Origin of the sequence: Aeromonas sp. A600620, from assembly GCF_029479985.1 — a bacterium.
GTDB classification, from domain to species: domain Bacteria; phylum Pseudomonadota; class Gammaproteobacteria; order Enterobacterales; family Aeromonadaceae; genus Aeromonas; species Aeromonas veronii_A.
The window spans coordinates 91,133-112,116 of the sequence record NZ_JAAKXB010000002.1; the positions used below are offsets into that span (position 1 = coordinate 91,133).

Annotated in this window: 16 protein-coding genes; 5 read left to right on the forward strand and 11 right to left on the reverse strand. The window is 61.7% G+C overall.

Translation table 11 applies throughout. The features are described from left to right. Nucleotides 1–33: 33 nt before the first annotated feature. A complete protein-coding gene (pykF, locus tag G5533_RS03150; RefSeq protein ID WP_031227651.1) occupies nucleotides 34–1,446 on the reverse strand; it encodes a pyruvate kinase PykF in 1,413 nt (470 codons plus the stop codon). A gap of 308 nt (nucleotides 1,447–1,754) precedes the next feature. On the opposite strand from pykF, the gene G5533_RS03155 reads away from it, so the two are divergent. Next, on the forward strand, nucleotides 1,755–1,997 hold the full coding sequence (locus tag G5533_RS03155; RefSeq protein WP_421254976.1) for a hypothetical protein: 243 nt from the start codon (nucleotides 1,755–1,757) through the stop codon (nucleotides 1,995–1,997). Nucleotides 1,998–2,164: 167 nt separating this feature from the next. Next, a complete protein-coding gene (locus G5533_RS03160) occupies nucleotides 2,165–2,929 on the forward strand; it encodes a DODA-type extradiol aromatic ring-opening family dioxygenase (protein WP_421203093.1) in 765 nt (254 codons plus the stop codon). A 93-nt stretch (nucleotides 2,930–3,022) separates the two neighbouring features. Here G5533_RS03160 and G5533_RS03165 read toward each other — a convergent pair whose 3' ends face one another. From G5533_RS03165 to G5533_RS03175, 3 genes are all read right to left on the reverse strand, one after another. Continuing rightward, nucleotides 3,023–6,775, reverse strand: a complete 3,753-nt coding sequence (locus tag G5533_RS03165; RefSeq protein WP_441254465.1) for an AAA family ATPase — start codon at nucleotides 6,773–6,775, stop codon at nucleotides 3,023–3,025. After that, nucleotides 6,772–7,998: an exonuclease SbcCD subunit D C-terminal domain-containing protein gene (locus G5533_RS03170; protein ID WP_441254466.1), complete on the reverse strand. Its 1,227-nt coding sequence runs from the start codon at nucleotides 7,996–7,998 to the stop codon at nucleotides 6,772–6,774. Before G5533_RS03170 ends, G5533_RS03165 begins: the two co-directional genes overlap by 4 nt. Nucleotides 7,999–8,101: 103 nt before the next feature. Then, nucleotides 8,102–8,530, reverse strand: a complete 429-nt coding sequence (locus G5533_RS03175) for a GNAT family N-acetyltransferase (RefSeq protein WP_216978334.1) — start codon at nucleotides 8,528–8,530, stop codon at nucleotides 8,102–8,104. Between the two features lie 179 nt (nucleotides 8,531–8,709). On the opposite strand from G5533_RS03175, the gene rdgC reads away from it, so the two are divergent. Together rdgC and ggt are read left to right on the forward strand one after the other, a co-directional pair. Next, nucleotides 8,710–9,621, forward strand: coding sequence for a recombination-associated protein RdgC (gene rdgC, locus G5533_RS03180; protein ID WP_005347467.1), 912 nt, complete (start codon nucleotides 8,710–8,712; stop codon nucleotides 9,619–9,621). 191 nt (nucleotides 9,622–9,812) lie between these two features. Then, nucleotides 9,813–11,594, forward strand: a complete 1,782-nt coding sequence (gene ggt / locus G5533_RS03185) for a gamma-glutamyltransferase (RefSeq protein ID WP_441254467.1) — start codon at nucleotides 9,813–9,815, stop codon at nucleotides 11,592–11,594. Between the two features lie 54 nt (nucleotides 11,595–11,648). Here ggt and G5533_RS03190 read toward each other — a convergent pair whose 3' ends face one another. Further along, nucleotides 11,649–12,119 carry an FKBP-type peptidyl-prolyl cis-trans isomerase gene (locus G5533_RS03190; protein WP_421275637.1) on the reverse strand — a complete coding sequence of 157 codons (471 nt, stop codon included), beginning with the start codon at nucleotides 12,117–12,119 and terminating at the stop codon, nucleotides 11,649–11,651. A gap of 174 nt (nucleotides 12,120–12,293) precedes the next feature. Further along, nucleotides 12,294–13,442, reverse strand: coding sequence for a sodium:phosphate symporter (locus tag G5533_RS03195; RefSeq protein WP_005359054.1), 1,149 nt, complete (start codon nucleotides 13,440–13,442; stop codon nucleotides 12,294–12,296). Nucleotides 13,443–13,691: 249 nt separating this feature from the next. On the opposite strand from G5533_RS03195, the gene G5533_RS03200 reads away from it, so the two are divergent. Then, a complete protein-coding gene (locus G5533_RS03200) occupies nucleotides 13,692–14,066 on the forward strand; it encodes a hypothetical protein (protein WP_421171738.1) in 375 nt (124 codons plus the stop codon). Nucleotides 14,067–14,160: 94 nt separating this feature from the next. Here G5533_RS03200 and G5533_RS03205 read toward each other — a convergent pair whose 3' ends face one another. The 5 genes from G5533_RS03205 to G5533_RS03225 form a co-directional block, all read right to left on the reverse strand. Next, nucleotides 14,161–15,507: an APC family permease gene (locus G5533_RS03205; protein ID WP_021230506.1), complete on the reverse strand. Its 1,347-nt coding sequence runs from the start codon at nucleotides 15,505–15,507 to the stop codon at nucleotides 14,161–14,163. Next, nucleotides 15,507–15,647: a hypothetical protein gene (locus G5533_RS03210; RefSeq protein ID WP_005338239.1), complete on the reverse strand. Its 141-nt coding sequence runs from the start codon at nucleotides 15,645–15,647 to the stop codon at nucleotides 15,507–15,509. The genes G5533_RS03205 and G5533_RS03210 overlap by 1 nt, the downstream gene beginning before the upstream one ends. A gap of 647 nt (nucleotides 15,648–16,294) precedes the next feature. Next, the gene (locus G5533_RS03215; RefSeq protein WP_227343014.1) at nucleotides 16,295–17,644 is read right to left on the reverse strand and encodes an APC family permease; all 1,350 of its coding nucleotides are present in this window, start codon (nucleotides 17,642–17,644) and stop codon (nucleotides 16,295–16,297) included. A 366-nt stretch (nucleotides 17,645–18,010) separates the two neighbouring features. Further along, a complete protein-coding gene (gabT, locus tag G5533_RS03220) occupies nucleotides 18,011–19,300 on the reverse strand; it encodes a 4-aminobutyrate--2-oxoglutarate transaminase (protein WP_441254468.1) in 1,290 nt (429 codons plus the stop codon). 124 nt (nucleotides 19,301–19,424) lie between these two features. Next, a complete protein-coding gene (locus G5533_RS03225; protein WP_216953177.1) occupies nucleotides 19,425–20,888 on the reverse strand; it encodes an NAD-dependent succinate-semialdehyde dehydrogenase in 1,464 nt (487 codons plus the stop codon). Nucleotides 20,889–20,984: the final 96 nt, after the last annotated feature.

The window sequence follows — 20,984 nt, forward strand, 5'->3', positions numbered from 1 at the left end:
CGCAGGCGCCGTTTTCAACTCGTTCAGCTCTGATTAAAGAACGTGAACAGAAGCGGTGTTGGTGGTGCCGCTCGGTACCAGAGCACCGGAGACCATCACAACCACGTCACCTTTCAGACCCATGCCGATTTCCAGCGCGGCTTCTTTACCGATGCGATAGAAATCGTCGGTAGAGGCGATGCTGTCAACCACGTGAGCAACCACACCCTTGGTCAGAACCAGCTGGGCAGCAGTTTTCTTGTTGGTGGTGATAGCCAGGATCCAGGCTTTCGGGAAGTACTTGCGAATGGCCTTGGCAGACTTGCCGCCTTCGGTAGCGACCACGATCAGCGGGGCGTCCAGCTTCTCGGAGGTCTCTACGGCGCCTTTACATACGGCTTCGGTGATGCGCAGCTTGTTGCTGTCGTTGGCAGCAGACAGGTTGGACGGCATCACGGCATCGGTACGCTCGCAGATGGTGGCCATGATGGTCACGGCTTCCAGCGGGTACTTACCCTTGGCGGATTCACCGGACAGCATGACTGCGTCGGTACCGTCCAGGATGGCGTTGGCCACGTCACCAGCTTCGGCGCGGGTCGGACGCGGGTTCTTGATCATGGAGTCCAGCATCTGGGTGGCAGTGATAACCACTTTGCGGGCTTTGTTGCACTTGGCGATGATCATCTTCTGGGCGAAGATAACTTCTTCAACCGGGATCTCTACACCCATGTCGCCACGAGCAACCATGATGCCGTCGGAAACAGCCAGGATCTCGTCGAAGTTGTCCAGACCTTCCTGGTTTTCGATCTTGGAGATGATCTGGATGTTCTCGCCACCGTGGGCTTTCAGGTGCTCACGGATTTCCAGAACGTCTTCTTTCTTACGGATGAAAGAAGCAGCAACGAAATCAACGCCTTGCTCGCAACCGAAGATCAGGTCGCGCTTGTCTTTCTCGGCCAGGGCCGGCAGCTTGATGGAGACGCCCGGCAGGTTAACGCCTTTGTTCTCGCCCAGGTCACCGTTGTTCAGCACTTTACAGATAACTTCGCGCTCGGTGATTTCGATAACGTCCAGACCGATCAGGCCGTCATCAACCAGGATGCGGTTGCCGACGCGCAGATCGTTGGCGAAACCGGCATAGGTCACAGCCACTTTGTCTTTGTTGCCAACCACGGTCTGGTCGGTGGTGAAGGTGAAAGTCTGGCCAGCGACCAGCGCGACGTCGTTGCCGCCTTCCAGCTTCATGGTACGGATTTCCGGACCCTTGGTGTCCAGCAGGATAGCTGCGTGCTTGCCGGTCTCGGCCATCACAGCGCGCAGGTTGCTGATGCGGCTGCCGTGCTCGGCGTAGTCACCGTGGGAGAAGTTCAGGCGCATGACGTTCATGCCGGCGTCCAGCATTTTGGCCAGCATTTCTTTGGATTCGGTCTTCGGACCGATGGTGCAGACAATTTTGGTCTTTTTCATGTCAATCTTCATGGTTAAGGAATTTCCGCCGAGCAATATACACCAGTTTTTGGAATCTTTTTATGATCCAGAAACAACGTTTTGACCAGATAACGTTTTCTTTTCAGGGATAACGTTTTCCTGTGAGTCACATTTTAGAGCATACGGCCACAGGTTCGGGCTGAAGGGATACAAATGTTGCCATCTGTGGTTGTTTGGCCGGGTTGAGGTTCAGATGTTGTAAAATGACCACCCGTCCGCTGTCACCGTCTTGTCACCGGCTTGCGCAAAAATGTTAGTTCATTGGCGCACGGGTGAAGGAGGCCGAGATGAAAAACAGCCATGAAACCGGATGGGCTTTTCTCTTGCTGTGCGCCGCCCTGCTGCTGGTTCAGACACTGCCAGCCCGCTACTGGCCTGATAATGCGCGACTGCTGGCGATCTTCTCCCATCCGGTGAAAGGGGAGGTGGCCGCCGAGGGATTGGCGTGGCGAGAGTGGCAGGCTCACAGTGCAGCGACCCGGATGGCGCTTCGTGCAGCCCGACCGCTGCCGGATGCTCCTCAGCCTTGATATCTATTGCCGATTACCTGTCGTGAAGGCGTGAAATTATCAACCATTGGTTGATAGTTCTTATCTATCTTGCTGGATTGTTCACCTTTAATGGCAGGGGGATAATCGATTCCAACAGCGATATCCCCTCCGGTATCGCCCCCTGATACTTTGTTGGAGTCTGCTTTATGTCCCTCGCCCCCGTCTGGTTTATCTCTCACGGCGCACCGGATCTGGTGCTGCGTGAGCAACCCGCCACCCGCTTTCTGCGAACCCTGCGTCTGGGTGAGCTCAAGGGGCTGGTGGTCATCTCCGCCCACTGGTTCAGCCGCGAGCTGCAGATCAACGTCGAGCCCAAACCGGAGCTGATGTACGACTTTTACGGCTTTCCCGAGCCCCTCTACCGGATGCGCTGGCCTGCCAGCAGCCCCGAGTGGCTGCAACAAGGGGTGAGCGACCAGCTGGCACTGGCCGGACTGACCGCCACCCCGGTGCGGCGCGAGCTGGATCACGGGGTCTGGTCGCCGCTCTCCCTGATCGACCCAAACAGCGAGATCCCGCTGGTGCAGGTCTCCATTCCCGCGAGCTTCACCCCGGCCCAGTTGTGGCAGTTGGGAGAGGTGTTGGGGGCACTGCGCAGTCAGGGAATTGGCATCCTCGCCTCCGGCGCCATCACCCACAACCTGCGGGCGCTGGCACCGGAAGGCTCGCCAGTGCCGGAGTGGGCCAGCCTGTTTGTCGACTGGCTGGAGCAGAAGATGGCCGACGAGGATCGGCTGGCGCTGCTCGACTATCGTCGGCTGGCTCCAGGCGCGGTGGAGTCCCATCCCCACGACGATCATCTGCGCCCACTCTTTGTGGCGTTGGGGGCCGCTGATGGTGTGGCGCCCGCTCGGCTGCACGAGAGCTGGGATGGCGGCAGCCTCTATATGGGCGCCTACCGCTTCGGCTGATAGCCTCTCAACAAGACCCCGCCAATTGGCGGGGTCTTGTTATTTTCGGCGTAGTGATTTAGCCGATGGTACTGGTGATTGAGCTGATGCTACTCAGGGGACCACTACCCGGCTCTCGCCGCCGCCGAGGGCTTCGACTCTGATCTGCACGCCAATCCGTTCTACCAGCGTCTGGACGTGGGAGATGACCCCGATCTGGCGACCGGCGGCCTGCAGGGAGTCGAGGCTGGCGAGCGCCAGATCCAGACTGTCCGGATCGAGGGTGCCGAACCCTTCGTCAATAAACAGCGACTCGACCTGGGTCTGGCGTGACGAGAGGCTGGAGAGGGCCAGCGCCAGCGCCAGCGACACCAGAAAACTCTCGCCGCCGGAGAGAGAGTCCACCGAGCGCACCTCGTCCCCCATATCGAGATCCACCACCTGCAGCGCCAGATCGGTGCCGGGCACCCGCTCCAGTCGGTAGCGGGGCGAGAGCTCGGCGAGCTGGGCGTTGGCCTCCAGCAGCAGACGCTCGAGGGTGAGGCTCTGGGCGAAGGTGCGGAACTTGGCGCCGTTGGCCTGCCCGATCAGATCGCACAGCTGCTGCCAGTGATCCGCGACTGCCTGCTGGGCGGCCAGCTCCTGTTGCAGGCTGCCCGCCTTGAGCGCTGCGGCTTCGGCCTGTGCCAGCTTGCTCTTGCACTCGAACAGCTGCTCTTCAAGGGCGCGACAACGGGCATCGAGCGCCGTCAGCTGATCGCTCAGCTCTGCATCCGGCAGGGCGGCCAGCTCGGGATGGTGCTCGCGATAGCGATCCCGCTTGCTCTCCTCCAGCGCCAGCGCCCGTTGCCGCTCGGCAAGGCGGGTACGCGCTTCACCAAGGGCATCTTCCAGCCCTTGCAGGGCAGAGCGGCGAGCCTTGAGTTCATCGGGGCTGATGGCGAGCAGGCGGCGAAGGTCGTACTCGGCAATGCCAAGGGTGCTGGCGTGGGCAGCCCAGCGCCCCAGCACCTCCCGCTTGCGGCGGCTGCTGGTCTGCTTTTCCTGCTCCACATGGGTGAGGCGGGTCTTGAGTTCAGTCTGCCGCTCCCGCAGAGCACGGCCGCCGCTTTGCATCAGCTCCAGTTCGCTGGCGAGTTGTTGCAGTCGTTGCTGCCAGCGGCTCTCGACCAGCGGGATCTCCTCGCCACCCAGACAGGCGGCACGGCTGGTGAGCAGCCCCTGACGCTGCTGTTCGTGCTCCTTGTAGTCCCGCTCGAGTTTGTGCAGCAGCTCGCGCTGGGTCTGCAGGCGTGCCTCCTGCGCACTCAGGGCGGGGGTGAGGCTGGCGATCTCGCTGGCCAGCCGCTCCCACTCGCTCTGGCCGTGCAGCCAGGCTTCGCAGGCTCGCTGCCACTCGTGCCACTGCTGGCTGCCGAGCCACTGGCGCCACGGTTGGCCGCCCATCTGCTCGTCGAGGCGGTGGGCGCCTTGCTCAAGGCGCTGGCGCAGGGTCGCCTCCTGCTCGCCCATCCCCTTCACTTCCCCTTCCAGCGCGATGCGCTGGCGATCGGCCTCCTGCCACTGCTGGTCAAACTGCTGGTGCTGGGCAGCCAGTTGGCTCAGTTGCTGACGCACCCCTTGCAGCTGTTGCTGACCAAGCTGGGCCTGACGCAGCTGCTGCTGGCTCTGGGCCAACCCCTGCTCCAGCGCCTGGCCACGGCCAAGCAATGTGCTCATCAGCTCGTTCCACTCAATGGGGCTCTGGCGCAGCGGCAGCGGATGGTCGAGCAGGGTATCGCCCCCCAGCTGTTGCCAGCGCTGGGTCAGCTGCTCGGCGCGGGTTTCCAGCTCCGGCAGATGTTGCTGACGCACCGCCAGCTGGCGGGCCAGCTCCTGACGCTCGCTCTCGCACTGAATGTACTGATGGTTGAGCTGCTCCCATTCGAGTTCGAGGCTTCTGACCCGCTCCGCCAGCTGAGCCAGGATCCCCGCCACCTGGGGCTGGCTCTGGCTGTAGGGGTGCTCCCCGGAACCGCACAGCGGGCAAGGTTCGCCATCGCTCAGGATATGGCGATACTGCTCGAAGCTGGCGATGGCGCGGGACTGCTCCAGCGCGTGGCGCGCCTCATCCCGCTGCAGGGCGAGCCGCTCGCGGGCCGGTGCCAGCTCTTCGCTTAGGGTGGCGAGCTTGCCCAGCGCCTGCTCCAGCTGGGCAATCTCCTGCTGCAAGCGGCCATGTTGCTCGCCGTGGTTGCGGCCATAATCGGCCAGCTCCAGCAGCTGACGCAGCTGACCCAGCTGTTCGGTCTGCTGCTGCCACTGCTCCTGCGCCTTGGCGAGGCGGCTCTCCCACTGTTGCTCCTGCAGCTCGTTCTGTTGCTGTTGCAGCCTGTCTTGTTCATGTTGCCAGTAGTCGCGCTCCTGCTGACCTTGCTCCAGTTGGCGCTGCAACTGTTGCAGGGCGCGCAGCTTGTGATCCCGCAGGGTGAGCAGCTGTTGCAGCTTGTCGGCATCCTCGGCCCAATCCTGCATGGCGGTGAGCAGGGGCTGCCACTGGCGGGCCACCGGTGCCAGCTCCTTGTGCTCTTCGAGCCAAAGCCCCCACTGCTGGTGCTGCTGCTTGAGCAGCTCCACCTGTCTGCTCTGCTCGCGCCAGCCCTGCTCGAGGGTGAGTTGCACTTCTCGCTCCTGCGCCCCCTCCTGCTGGATCTTCTGCAACTGCTGCACTTTTTCCCGGATGCGGGTATCGAGCTCCTGCGCCCGCTTGAGTTCGGGTTGCAGGGCGCCCCACTCCCGCTCGGCGGCAATCTTCTCCGCCAGCAACTGCTGTTCGGTCAGCGCGCTCTGCTGGGTCTGCTCCTCGAGCTTGGCCAGCTCTGGGCCCAGCTCGGCGATCACCTTCTCCTGCTGCTGCACCTCAAGGGTGAGGCGGGCCAGCTCGTCGTGATCGGCGCGGGCTACTTGGGCCTGTTCGGCACGTGCAAACTCCTCGCGCTCGGGGGCCGCGGCGCCGTGGGCCTGCAGGGCGGCATCGAGCGCCGCCTGTCCCTCGGCGCAGCCCTGCAGCTGGGCGGCAATACGGCTGTTGAGGTCGCGCAAGTCCTGCATCAGCTGCTGCTGTTGCTGCTCGTGTTTGAGGGTGGTGGAGAGGCTTACCTGCTGGCTTACCCACTGTTCGCGGGTGGCCTCGTCCATCAGCGCCACATCGCCGAGGCGCTGGGCGATGGTGGCCAGCTTCTGCTGCTCTTCCCGTGCCCGTTCATAGGTCTGGATGGAGATGGCGGAGTAGAGCTCGGTGCCGGTCATCCGTTCGAGCAGGGCGGAGCGCTCGTTGGCATCCGATTTGAGGAAGGCGGCAAATTCCCCCTGCGGCAGGATCACCGCGCGGCGGAACTGCTCCCAGGAGAGACCCACCAGCTCGTCGATGCGATCCTGCAGCTCCCGCTTGCTGCCGGAGAAAACCTGCCCTGACTCCACATCGGTCAGGGTTCGCTCCTGCGCCTGAAAACGCCCCTCCGAGCGGTTTCGCGCCCGGCGCACCGCCCAGCGGGCCAGCCAAATGCGGCCATCGCAGCCACGAAACTGCACCTCGGCAAAGCCGCTGGCGTGGCCGCGACTGAGGATGCCACGCACGTCGTTGGCCTTGAGCTTCTCTTCGTCATCCATGCGGCCCACTTCGGCCACGTTCTTGCGATTGGCAATAAAGCGCGGCATCTCATCGTAGAGGGCCAGACAAATGGCGTCGAGCAATGTGCTCTTGCCCGCGCCAGTGTTGCCGGTGATGGCAAACAGACCGGCGGCGCCGAGCGCCCCCCTGGTAAAGTCGATGGTGAAGGGGCCGGTCAGACTGGCCAGATTCTCACCTGACAGAGACAAGATTTTCATTGGTTTGACTCCTTCACCTGCTCCAGGATCTCTTCAAACGAGGCGACCAGTTGTGCTTCGGGTTCCCCATCGAACTGGCGCTGATAGCAGAGGCGAAACACCTCGGTGGGGGAGAGCTCATCGAGCCTGCGCCGCTCGCGACCATCGGCCAGCCCTTCGCCCGAGCCCTGATACTGGGTGCTGATGCGGGCCAGACGCACCGGTTTGTCTGCGATTGCGGCGAGAATGCGCTCGCGGATGCGCGCTTCTGGCTTGGGCAGCAGCAGCCGCACTTCGAGGAAGGGTTGTGCCTCTTGTGGACAAGCAGGCAGCTCGAGCGATGCGATGGCTTGGAGTGCGTCGTCGAGGCTGCTCTGGGGCAGGCGGATCATCTCCACCGCGCGGGGTACAGGGATCCGCTCCAGCCCGGCCAGTTTCCCCTCTGAAAAGGTCACTTCCAGCACCTGATGGTTGTAGTTGGCTTCGGCCAGCGAAAGCGGCAGCGGCGAGCCGCTGTAGTGCACCCCCTCGGCCGGGCTCTGGGCCAGATGGAGGTGGCCGAGCGCCGTGTAGTCGGCACCGGCAAAGAGTTCGGCAGGCAGTGCGTGTTGGTTGCCGCCGAGCACCCGCCGCTCCGACAGCTCCGAGAGCTGGCCCGCCGCCAGATAGGCATGGCCCATGGCGATGAGCGGCAGACCCTCCCCGCAGCGGGCGCGCCCTTCGGCCAATACCTCGGCGTAGATTTGGCGTACCCCTTCGATCAGCCGGTCCTGCCCTTCTTCCAACGGCTCCACCCGCAAGTCGCTGCTGCGCAGGAACGGCACGGCGGCGCACCAGGCGGCAATGTTGCCCTCCTTGTCTTGCAGCGGTACCAGCAGGCGGTCGGTCTCGAGCTTGCCCTCACTGTCGCGACTGATGCTGCCCACCAGATGCAGATCAAAGGCGCGCAGCAGCTCGTGGGGGGCATCGAGCTTGGAGGGAGAGTCGTGGTTGCCGCCGATCAGCACCATGTTGAGGTGGGGCATCTCGGCGCGCAGCCGCGCCAGAAAACGGTAGAGTTGTTGCCAGGCGCTGGCGGGCGGATTGGCGGTATCAAACAGATCGCCCGCTACCAACAGGGCGTCGATCTCGCGCGCCTTGAGGGTGTCGCTCAGCCAGTCGAGGAAGGCATCGTGTTCAAAACGGCGGTCATGACCATGGAGTTGATGGCCAAGATGCCAGTCGGCGGTATGGAGGATTTTCATTGGAAAGCAGCCCGGTTGCAGGGATGGTGCCCGCGGCACCCGATGGAGACAAGATGAGGATGCCCCGTGCTTTTTTCAAGTAAAACAGCGGTCTGTCATCAGTTCATGCGGGTTCGCAGCACATCTTGTACTGGGGGTGACCGGTGAGGGGATCGGACTCTTCACCCTTGATGACGAAACCGTGGCGACGATAGAAACGTACCGCCTGATCGTTCTCGACGAAGACCCGGGCGTAGAGCGACGCCCCCTGACGCTTGGCCTCCTGCAGCAGGGCGTGGCCGACACCGCGACCCTGACGGTCGGGACGCACAAAGAGGGCGGCGAGATAGTTGTCCACCAGCGCCATAAAGCCGAGCAGATCGCCGCGCTCCTCAAACACCCAGATGGCGGCACGATCGAGATAGCGGGTACGCAGATCCTCCTGGGCCTGCCACCAGCAGGAGGCATCGACGAAATCGTGGGCCTGCAGGGAGGCCAGCAGCCAGATTTCGACGATCTCTTCCATATCTTCCGGGCGACTGGGCCGCAACATAAATCCATCCTTGGTAACAACTTGTACACTCGCAGTCTAGGGGAACTTGACGGCCGTTCAGGTGATATAAATGAGACCCTGTGAGGTCGATCGCCCTTTATTTAGCGAGAATGATTGGCTGATCACAAAGCGCCTCTCTAGTACAATGCCCGCCGGACAATCTAGAGACCGAGGACGCCATGTGGTTTAAAAACCTGCAGATTTATCGCTTTACCCGCCCCTTTGACCTGACCGTGGATCAGCTGGAAACCCAGCTGGAAGCCTGTGCCTTCACCCCTTGCGGCAGTCAGGACATCTCCCGTTTCGGGTGGGTCAAGCCCCTTGGCAAATTCGGCTCAACCCTGACCCACTCTGCCTCCGGCCACATCCTCATCTGCGCCCGCAAAGAGGAGAAGATGCTGCCCGGCACCGTGGTCAAGGAGATGCTGGCCGAGAAGGTAGAAGCGATCGAGTTCGAACAGGGACGCGCCCTCAAGAAGAAAGAGAAGGAGGCGCTGAAAGAGGAGATCCTCCACACCCTGCTGCCCCGTGCCTTCAGTCGTACCAGCCAGACCTTCGCCTGGATCAATCCGGCCGACAATTTAATGGTGGTGGATGCAGGTTCTGCCAAGAAGGCGGACGATCTGCTGGCGCTGCTGCGCAAATCCATCGGCTCCCTGCCGGTGGTGCCGGTGGCCCTCAAGAACCCGCCCGAGATCACCATGACCGAGTGGCTGAACGAGGGCAATCTGCCAGCCTCCTTCACTCTGGAAGACGAAGCCGAGCTGCGCAGTGCCATGGAGCACGGCGGCATCATCCGCTGCAAGCAGCAGGATCTGATGACGGATGAAATCAAGAACCACCTGGCCAACGACAAGCTGGTGACCAAGCTGGCCCTCAACTGGGGCGAGACCGTCAGCTTCGTGCTGGGGGATGATCTCTCCATCAAACGCCTGAAATTCAGCGAAGAGCTGCGCGAGCAGAACGACGATGTCACCAGCGAAGATCCGGCCGCCCGTCTGGATGCGGACTTCGCGCTGGTCACCGCCGAGCTGTCCCAGTTTATCCCGGCGCTGTTTGCTGCCCTGGGTGGCGAAGAGCAGTCCATCTAACCGGACTTGCGCCTGTTTGGCCTCTGCCATTCCATCGTAAAAACCGCCTTCGGGCGGTTTTTTTATATCTATTGCGGATTGCCATTATTGATAGATGAGTAAGATATTGATCTGGTTCAATAACTTGAGCTGTCAGCGCCAATCGTGACATAGTCCCTCTTCATGGTCATAAAACAGACAAGGAGAGTGTCATGTTGCGCAAACCTCTGGGGCTGGCTGTCGCCCTTGCCCTGCTGGCCGGTTGTGCCAGTGACAACGGCTTTCACTACACCCCGCCAGCCCAGACCCTGATCGCACCCGAAGCCGCCAGTGGCTGGACCGACAAACAGGGCTGGCAGGGCCATGATTTCATGGTGGCGGCCGCCAACCCGCTGGCGGTGGATGCGGGCTACCAGATCATCAAGGCCGGTGGCAGTGCTGTCGATGCCGCCATTGCGGTGCAGTTGGTGTTGACGCTGGTGGAGCCGCAATCTTCCGGGATCGGTGGCGGGACGCTGCTGCTGGTGTGGGATGGCCGCAAGGTGAGTGCGGTGGATGGCCGCGAGATGGCGCCGGCTGCCGCCACCGACCAGCTGTTTATGCAAGATGGCAAGTCGCTGGCGTTTTATGACGGGGTGGTGGGGGGCCGCTCGGTCGGCGTTCCCGGCACCCTGCGCGCTCTGGCACTGGCCCATCAGCGTTATGGCAAGTTGCCCTGGGCTGCGCTGTTCGAGCCCGCCATCACGCTGGCAGAACAAGGATTTGTGATAAGTCCACGGCTGGCCACATTGCTGGCCAAGGATCCCTATCTGGCACGGGATCCGCAGGCGCGAGCCTATTTCTATCAGGCGGATGGCAGCCCCAAAACGGCGGGCACCCGGCTGACCAACCCGGCGTTGGCCAGGGTGTTGCACACTCTGGCCACTGAGGGGGTGGATGCCTTCTATCAGGGGCCGCTGGCGGATGCCATGGTGGCCAAGGTTCGCCAGCATCCCACCAATCCCGGGGTACTGGCGGCCACCGATCTGGCCAGCTATCAGGCCAAACTGCGGGATGGCCTCTGCTTTGACTATCGCCAGAGCAAGATCTGCGGTTTCCCCACTCCCTCGTCCGGCACTCTGGCGCTCGGCCAGATTTTCGGCATGCTGGAGAGCCGTGATATGGCGGCCCTCAAGCCGATCACCACGAAGGAGGGGGGACTGGCTGCCTCCAGCGAGGCTATCCACCTCTACAGCGAAGCGGCGCGTCTGGCCTTCGCCGATCGCAACCAGTACGTCGCCGACAGCGATTTTGTCAGCGTGCCGGTGCAGGGGTTGTTGGACAAGGGCTATCTGGCCGAGCGCGGCAAGCTTGTCGGTCAGCACTCCATGGGGATTGCCAAGCCCGGTACGCCGCCACTGGCGCTGGCGCGCGGCAAGGATGCGACCCCGGAACTCCCCTCTACCAGCCATGTCTCGATCGTCGACAAGGCGGGGATGGCCATCTCCATGACCAGCTCCATCGAGGATGGTTTCGGATCGCGTCAGATGGTCAACGGCTACCTGCTCAACAACCAGCTCACCGATTTCTCCTTCACCTCGGTGGATGCCGCCGGTCTGCCGGTGGCAAACCGGGTGGAGCCGGGCAAGCGGCCCCGCTCCTCCATGTCACCGCTGCTGGTGTTTGACAAGCCAAGCGGCGAGCTGACCATGACGCTGGGCTCGCCGGGGGGCTCCGCCATCATCAACTATGTGGGCAAGACCCTGCTCGGTACTCAGGATTGGGGCCTGAACCTGCAACAGGCCATCAACCTGCCCAACTTTGGCAGCCGCAACGGCCCCACCGAGCTGGAAGCGGGACGCACCCCCATGTCGGTGGTCGAGGGATTGAAGGAGAGGGGACACGAGGTGGTGCTAAATGAACAAACTTCCGGCCTGCAGGGGGTTGAGCGAAACGCTGGCGGCTGGTTTGGCGCAGCGGATCCGCGCCGGGAAGGGATCGCCAAGGGGGAATGAGGTTCCCATAGCAACAAGGCCAGCATAATGCTGGCCTTGTTGCTGATGGTGCGCTTACTGGATACCCAACAGCTCCACGTCAAAGATCAGGACTGATCCCGGGGGGATTTTGCCTGCGGCGCGGTCGCCGTAGGCGAGGTTGGCGGGGATGTAGAAACGGGTCTTCTCACCTTCCACCATCAGCTGCACCCCTTCGGTCCAGCCAGCGATCACCTGATTGAGGCCAAACTCGGTGGGCTCGCCACGGGCGACCGAGCTATCAAAGACGGTGCCGTCCAGCAGTTTGCCCTCGTAGTGCACCTTCACCTTGCTGGTGGCGGTGGGGTGAACGGTGCCGGTGCCGGGGGTCAGCACTTCGTACTGCAGGCCGGAGGCGGTGGTGGTCACCAGCGGTTTGTCCTTGTTGCTGGCGAGGAACTCGGCGCCAATCCGCACGTTGTCGGCCGCCAGCTTCTTGTTGTTGCTGCTGGAGTAGAAGTAGTAGGCCACACCGGCGATGAGCAGCGCGATCAGTATGAATTTCATCGGTTTTTCCTGTTCCATGAAATGTAAAAAGTGCAATGAGGACGCCATCTTATCGCGCACCGCCCCTGATGGCGAGCCACAGGGCGGGAGGATGTGAGCGGGCAGGCAAAGCCCGGCGAGCTGGACGCAAAAAGGGGCGAGTCGCTGACTCGCCCCTTGTCATTGTTGTGACGCTTACTTGGCGGCCACCATCATCAGGGCGGGCAGGGCGAAGAAGAGACCTGTTACATAACCCAGAGCCAGCAGTTTGTTCTCGCTGCCGACCCGGGCCAGCCCCTCGGCGGCGCGTACCGGCAGGTCACGCAGGAAGGGGATGCCATAGATGATGACCACGGCAAAGAGGTTGAATAGCACGTGGACCAGCGCGATGGTCAGGGCCAGCTGGGCACCGGCTCCACTGATGGCGGTGGCAGCCAGCAGGGCGGTGATGGTGGTCCCGATATTGGCCCCCAGGGTGAAGGGGTAGAGCTGACGGGTGCTGAACACGCCGCCGCCGGCCAGCGGGATCATCAGGCTGGTGGTGGTGGAGGAAGATTGCACCATGATGGTCACCAGCGCACCGGAGGTAATGCCGGTCAGCGGGCCACGGCCCAGCGCCTTGTGCAGCACCTCTTTGGCACGGCCAACCAGTACCTGTTGCAGCACTTTGCCCAGATAAGTGACGCAGGCGAGGATCAGCAGGATACCGATGACGATAGTGGCGATGGCGGCACCCTTGCCCGGCAGGAAGGCAACGGCGCTGTCAATCAGCTGCTGGGCCGGTGCGGTCAGCGGCTTCATGAAATCCATGCCCTTCATCGACATATTGGCGGAGCCTACCAGCAGGTTGGCCAGCCACTCGGCGCTGTGTTGCAGCAGACCGAACATCAGCTCCAGCGGCAGGAAGATGAACACCGCCAGCAGATTGAAGAAGTCGTGCACGGTGGCGGCGGCGAAGGCGCGGCGGAACTCGGCGCGATCCCGCACATGGCCCATGGAGACAATGGTGTTGGTGATGGTGGTGCCGAGGTTGGCACCCATCACCATGGGGATGGCCATGCTGATGGGCAGGCCGCCAGCCACCAGACCGACGATCACCGAGGTGACGGTGCTGGAGGATTGCACCAGCGCGGTAGCGAGAATACCCAGCAGCAGGGCGACAAAGGGGTTGTTGGCAAAGGCGAAGATCTGGGCTGCGCCCTCGGCGCCGCCGGAGAAATCTTTGAAGCCGTGGGAGATGGCGCCCACGGCAACCAGGATCAGGTAGACCAGTACGATGACACTCATCCAGTTGAACAGGGCGCGGGTCGCGGGCGGCTGTGACAAGGAGTGATGGTGTTGCATAAAGCCTCTTGAGACGGTCGTTCCGTCTTGGGTTGTTGATGACCCGCGCATTTAATCAATGGTTAATGACAGAAATATGACAACGTGACATTTCGATGATGTTTTTATGACGACGAACTGCGGCGACAGGCGCTGACCGAGCCAGTTGGCTCTGGGGTGGCAAAAGGGGGGACGAAAGCACTGCCGCCTTGTCAGCCGGAATGTGATCGCTACACTGCGCCCCTTTATTGGCAAGCAGGAGTAAACAAGATGATGCGTGCATGGATCCTCTCTCTGTCGCTGGGGCTGCTCTCGGCAGGGGCACAGGCCAGCCTGTTGAAAACCGACTGCAACCTCGACAAGGCCCTCAAAAACGAAGCGGTGAATGCCACTCTGGGAGTCAAGGGCAACTGTGATACCAGCAAGCTGGTGAAGCAGGAGAAAGAGAAGGTGAAAGCTGAGGTGCAAAAAGGCCGCACCGACCTGCTGGGCGAGAAGCGTGCCGACCTCAAGGAGAGCGGCAACGGTATGCAGCAGAAGATGGACAAGGCAAACCAGCAGCTGCACAAGGCGGAGCAGGATGCCAAGAGCATCGCTCGCGATCCGCTCAAGGCTGCGGCGACCGCCGTACTGGATAAGCAGTAAGCAGACCGGGCCCAAGCCCGTGTGACCGGCCACAGACCGGCAGCAAGAAGGGGAGCCATGGCTCCCCTTCTGTCTATCCATTATCCGCAAAGGATCAGGCGTCAGCCGCCTCTTCGTACTGGCGGAACGGGATGCGGAACACCGCCAGACGCAGGAACAGATAGGTTGCGCCGAGGCCCGCCCAGATCAGGCCCAGCTCCAGCGAGCTCTGCTCCAGGTTGATCCACAGAGCACCTATGGTGGCGGCGCCGAGCAGCGGCATCAACAGGTAGATGACGTGATCCTTGAGGGTCTTGTTGCGCTTCTCGCGCACCCAGAACTGACCGATCACCGACAGGTTGACGAAGCTGAACGCCACCAGTGCGCCGAAGTTGACCAGCGCCAGTGCGGTATCCAGATCAAACGACACGGCGGAGAGGGCCAGACCGCCCACCATCAGCACGTTGATGGCCGGAGTGCGGTATTTCGGGTGGATGTAGCCAAACACCCGCTCCGGGATCATGCGGTCACGCCCCATCACGTAGAGGATGCGCGACACGCCGGCGTGAGCCGCCATGCCGGAGGCCAGTACCGCGACCGTGGTGCAGACCAGCACCACGGACTGGAAGAAGGTGCCGCCAACGTAGAGGGCGATCTCCGGCAGTACCGCATCCGGATGCTGGAAGCGGGCGAGGCTCGGGAAGTAGAGCTGCAGGCAGTAAGAGACCACCACGAAGATGATGCCGCCGATAAGGGCCGTCAGCACGATCGCCTTGGGGATCACCTTGCCGGCATTCGGGGTCTCTTCGGAGAGGGAGCTCAGACCGTCAAAGCCAAGGAACGAGAAGCAGAGGATGGTGGCACCGGTGAAGAGCGGCACCAGCTGTGCTGACTCGAAGTGGAACGGACGGCTGCTCATCAGGGTGCCAGCCCCTTCACCGTGGTAGATGCCCCACGCCATCAGGCCGATAAAGAGGGTGATGATGGCCAGCTGGATCACCACGATCAGACCGTTGAAGTTGGCCACCAGATTGATGCCGCGCAGGTTCAGGAAGGTCATCACGGTCACCAGACCGAAGATGAACACCCAGGGCTCGACGCCCGGGAACATGGCGGTCAGGTAGATCTTGGCCAGCAGAATGTTGATCATCGGCATGAACATGTAGTCGAGCAGGGATGACCAGCCGACCATGAAACCGACGTAGGGGTTGAACACCTTCTGGGCATAGGTATAGGCAGAGCCCGCAGAGGGGAACTTGCGTACCAGATGACCGTAGCTGAAAGCGGTGAGCAGGATGCCACCCAGAGCCAGCAGATAGGCGGTGGCGACCCGGCCATCGGTGATGTCACCGACGATGGCGAAGGTGTCGAAGACAGCCATGGGGGTTAGATAGGCCAGACCCATCACAATCACTTGTGTCAGGGTAAGGGTCTTGAGCAGCTTGGCGTTTTGCGATGCCATTACGCTTTCTCCTCAATCAGTGCCGCAGCACGTGCTTGCAACGAGCGCAGGGATACGATGGATTCGCAAGCCTGTACATCAAGGGCGCCGGGGAGGCGCATACCGGGCTGTACCGGCAGGAAAGCATTAAAACGCCCCATTGTTATCCTCTCAACGTCGGGAGATTGTTTGGCAATCTCGGATATCACTTCCGGAAATGTTCCGGCCTCTTGTGGTGGGTTTGTACTGCACTTCAAAATAGAAAAACCGATGTCGCAGTGAACATCGGTCCTTTATTGGCGGCGTATTGTGCATTCGGTCAGCCCCCTTGACAAGCAAAAAAGGGCGGATAAACGCATTTTTTTGCATACGCAGGGGGCGGGTAAGTGGTCACTCGCCCCCGGCAGCCGTCCCCGAGCCGCTCCCCCCTTTTCGGGGGGGAAGAGAACCCTGTCGTAACGTATGAAAAGTCGGCAAATTGGGGCTGCAGGGTGCATAGCGCCTCAACATTGATCCTGATCATATTTGCCGGCGTTCCCCCGGGCTCGAGTCCAGCGATCTTATCGGCTGGCGGGGGATGGGAGGGGGTGAAATGGAAAAAGAGTGATTGCATATCCATTCACATTAGTGACTAATGATAGGAGGCGACGCGGCTCGGGCCATGGCACGGCGAGCGGTCCGGCTGGGTAGTTATTTGAAATCAGTCACACTTCCTGCAGAAACCGCGTTTCTGGCAACCAGCTCGCCGCAAAAACAACAAGGAGCCCGCAGGCTCCTTGTTTTGTATGGCGGTATGGTTGAGCCGCGATTACTGGGCGATCTCCACCTTGTCAGCAGGTTGTAGCGGGATGCGGAACACGGTGAGGCGCAGGAACAGGTAGATGGCACCCAGCGCCGCCCAGATCAGCCCCAGCTCGAAGGAGGCGGGTTCCAGATTGAGCCACAACACCCCGATGCAGGCGGCGCCACAGAGCGGCAGCAGCAGGTACATCAGGTGATCCTTGAGACACTTGTTGCGGCCCAGCTTCACATAGAAGTGGGCAATCACCGCCAGATTGACGAAGGTGAAGGCCACCAGGGCGCCAAAGTTGATCAGTGCCAGTGCCATCTCGAGATCGAACGATACCGCGGAGAGGGCCAGCAGACCGACCAGCAGCACATTGCATGCCGGGGTCTGCCACTTCGGATGCACATAGGAGAAGAAGCGACTCGGCAGAGCGCGATCACGACCCATTACATAAAGCAGGCGCGACACCCCGGCGTGAGAGGCGAGTCCCGAGGCCAGCACCGCCACCGTAGTGCAGACCAGTACCACCGCCTGGAACAGTTTGCCACCGACATAGAGAGCGATCTCCGGCAGGACTGCATCCGGTTGCTTGAAGCGGGAGATGTCCGGGAAGTAGAGCTGCAGGAAGTAGGACGTGCTGACAAACAGCACACCGCCGATCAGCGCCGTCAGCACGATGGCGCGGGGGATCACCCGATCCGCGTCCGGTGTCTCTTCCGACAGGGTGCTGATGGCATCAAAGCCGAGGAACGACAGACAGAGGATGGAGGCACCCATCAACAACGGCGAGATGTTGATCTGCTCGGAGAAGAAGGGACGGCTGCTGGCCACGGTCCCCAACCCTTCACCGTTGTGGACGCCCCAGGCGATCAGGCCGATGAAGACGGCGATAATACTGAACTGCATGATGACGATCAGGCTGTTGAAGTTGGCCACCAGCTTGATACCGCGCAGGTTAAGGGCGGTCATCACCGCCGCCAGACCAAAAATATAGGTCCAGGGCTCCACCTCGGGGAAGAGAGCCTGCAGATAGATCTTGGCCAGCAGCATGTTGATCATCGGCATGAACATATAGTCGAGCAGGGAGGTCCAGCCCACCATAAAGCCGACATAGGGGTGAAACACCTTCTGGGCATAGGTATAGGCGGAGCCTGCCGACGGGAACTTGCGTACCAGATGGCCGTAGCTCAGGGCTGTGAACAACATGCCGATGAGGGCAAAGAGGTAGGCGGTCGGCACATGGCCTTCGGTAATTTCGGTGACGATGCCGAAGGTATCGAATACCGCCATGGGAGTGAGGTAGGCAAGACCCATGACCACGACCTGCCACAGTTTCAGGGTCTTTTTCAGACCAACCGGTTGGGCGTTCATCATGCCTGTTCCTCACGCGGTGCCAGGGCGGCACACTCCATCAACGAAACCGGGAGAGAGGCCCGGGAATCAAGGGCGCCAGGGCGGCGCACACCGGCCATGGCCGGTTGGAAAGCATTGAGATGCCCCATGTTGTTCCTCACTAGACTTGGTGTCGGGAGACTGCTGCCAATCTCGCTATCTTTTCCGGGGGTGATCCGGCCTCGTTTATGGGTGTGTTCACTGTCTAAAAAAGAACCGATGCCATTGTTTTACATCGGTTCTTTCAGTGGCGGCGCATTGTGCATTTGCAGGGCCCCCTTGACAAGAAAAAAAGGGGGCAAAATTGCATTTATTTGCACAGGTAAGTGGTCACTTTCCTGCTGGTCAGGCCAGCACGGCCTCCAGTGATTTTTCAAGGAGTTGCAGCCCCTCGTCAATCACTGCCGCAGGGGCGGTCAGGGGGGCGAGAAATCGGATGACATTTGCGCGCACCCCGCATGAGAGCAGGACCAGACCCCGTTTGCCCGCCTCGGCCACCAGTCGCTTGGTAAGGTCGGGATCGGGCTGACTGGCATCACGCCGTTTCACCAGCTCCATGGCCACCATGGCTCCGGGTCCACGAATTTGACCTATGCAGTCAAAACGCTCGGCTATGCGTTCCAGTCCCGCCTTGATCTGCTCACCTTGCGCCTGGGCCTTCTGGTTGAGCTGCTCCTCTTCGATCACCTGCAACACCGCCAGCGCGGCGGCGCAGGCAATGGGGGAACCGGCATAGGTGCCACCCAGGCCCCCCGGCTTGGCGGCATTCATGATCTCTGCCTTGCCGACTACTGCAGAGAGCGGGAAGCCCCCCGCCAGACTCTTGGCCAGGGTCATGATGTCCGGCTCGATGCCGGCATACTCGGTGGCGAAGGTCTTGCCGGTGCGGCAGAAGCCGCTCTGGATCTCGTCACAGATGAGCAGAATGCCGTGCTGATCGCAGATGCTGCGCAGCTTTTGCATAAAGCTCGCGGAGGCAGGATAGAAGCCCCCTTCTCCCTGTACCGGCTCGATGATGATGGCGGCAACGCGGGAGGGTTCGATGTCGGCGCTGAAGCAGAGATCGAGGGCGTGCAGGGCATCCTCTTCACTTACCCCGAGATAATCGGCGGGGAAGGGGATGTGGTAGACCTCACCCGGGAAGGGGCCAAAGCCGCTCTTGTAGGGGACCACCTTGCCGGTGAGCGCCATCCCCATCATGGTGCGGCCGTGAAAGCCCCCCTTGAAAGCGATGGTGCCGCTGCGACCGGTATGGGCGCGGGCGATCTTGATGGCGTTCTCGACTGCCTCGGCACCGGTGGAGAGAAACAGGGTGCGTTTCGGGGTCGGGCCGGGCACCAGGGCGTTGAGCTTTTCGGCAAGCTCGATATAGCCCGGGTAAGGGGTGACCTGAAAGCAGGTGTGGCTGAATTTTTCCAGCTGCTCGCGCACCGCCGCCACCACCTTCGGGTGGTTGTGGCCGGTGTTGAGCACGGCGATGCCGGAGGCAAAGTCGATGTAGCGGTTGCCCTCCACATCCCACAGCTCGGCATTTTGCGCACGGTCGATAAAGACCGGCAGCAGGGTGCCGACGCCGTTGACCACGGCCGCTTCGCGGCGTGCTTGCCACGCCTTGTTTGATTCTGACTGACTCATCTTTCCTCCCTGAGGGGCCGCAGCCCCGGATATTCCCTGAAAATGTGGTGGGCGATCTGGCGCCCATTACCGCCGAACAGCCCATCGGGCCAGATCGGCGGCCTGTCGTCTCTGTTTTACTGCCCTAGCGAATGGCGCCAAAGCAGAGATATTTGGTCTCCAGATACTCCTCCAGCCCCTCGGCGGCCCCTTCCCGGCCCAGACCTGACTCCTTGATGCCGCCGAAGGGAGCCAGCTCAGTTGAAATGATCCCCTCGTTGATGCCGACCATGCCGTATTCAAGCTGCTCGGCGACGCGCCAGACACGGGCGATATCGCGGCCATAGAAGTAGGCGGCGAGCCCATAAGGGGTATCGTTAGCCAGCGCGATGGCTTCGGCTTCCGTCTCGAAGCGCACCAGCGGGGCGACCGGGCCGAAGATCTCCTCCTGCAGGATGGGGTTGGTTTTATCCACCTTGCCCAAAATGGTGGGTTGGTAGAAGAGGGGGCCGGCGGGGTGGGCTTCGCCCCCCAGCAGTACTTCGGCACCGGCGGCGACTGATTGCTGCACCAACTCGGCTACCTTGCTGGCGGCGGCGGGGTTGATGAGCGGGCCGATCTGGGTGCCTTCCGCCATGCCATCTCCCACCTTGAAGGCTCTGACGGCAGCGGTCAGCTTCTCGGCGAAGGCGTCATAGATACTGGCCTGCACCAGAATGCGGTTGGCGCAGACGCAGGTTTGCCCGGCGTTGCGGTATTTGGAGGCGAGTGCCCCGGCCACGGCGGCGTCGAGGTCGGCGTCGTCAAAGACGATAAAGGGGGCGTTACCGCCCAGCTCCAGCGACAGCTTCTTCATGGTGTCGGCGCACTGGCGCATCAGCAGCTTGCCGATGCGGGTGGAGCCGGTGAAGGAGAGCTTGCGCACCACCGGATTGCTGCACAGCTCGTTGCCCACAGCGCTCGCCTGATGGCTGGTGACGATATTGATGACACCGGCGGGGATGCCCGCCTGCTCGGCCAACACCGCCAGCGCCAGCGCGCAGAGCGGCGTTTCTGCGGCGGGTTTGATGACGATGGTGCAACCCGCTGCCAGCGCAGGGCCCGCCTTGCGGGTGATCATGGCAATGGGGAAGTTCCACGGAGTGATGGCGGCGACTACCCCGACCGGCTGCTTGATGGTGGCCAGCCGGCGATCGCCGCTAAAACCCGGGATGGTGCGGCCATAGGCGCGCTTGCCCTCCTCGGCGAACCACTGGATAAAGCTGGCGCCATAGGCCACCTCGCCCTTGGCTTCTGCCAGCGGCTTGCCCTGCTCGCAGGTCATGATGCGCGCCAGCTCGTCGCTATGGGTTGTGATGGCGGCAAACCAGGCGTAGAGCTTGTTGCTGCGCTCCTTGGCGGTCAGCGCAGCCCAGGCGGGTTGCGCCGCGTGGGCGGCCGCGATGGCGCGGCGGGTATCCTCGGCATCCATGTCGGGCACCTGGGTAATGACGGCCCCGCTGGCAGGATTGGTCACCTCGAAGGTGCGGCCGCTGGCGGCCTCGCACCAGTGACCAGCTATATAGGCACGGGATTTGATCAAGCTTTGATTGGAACTGGTAGCGGACATGGCAAGCCTCGATGATGAAACCTGGCAGCAAGGTGGCGATGATGCGGCTCATCCTGTACTGCTGCCGTATAAAATAATAAGCACAGAGAGACCATA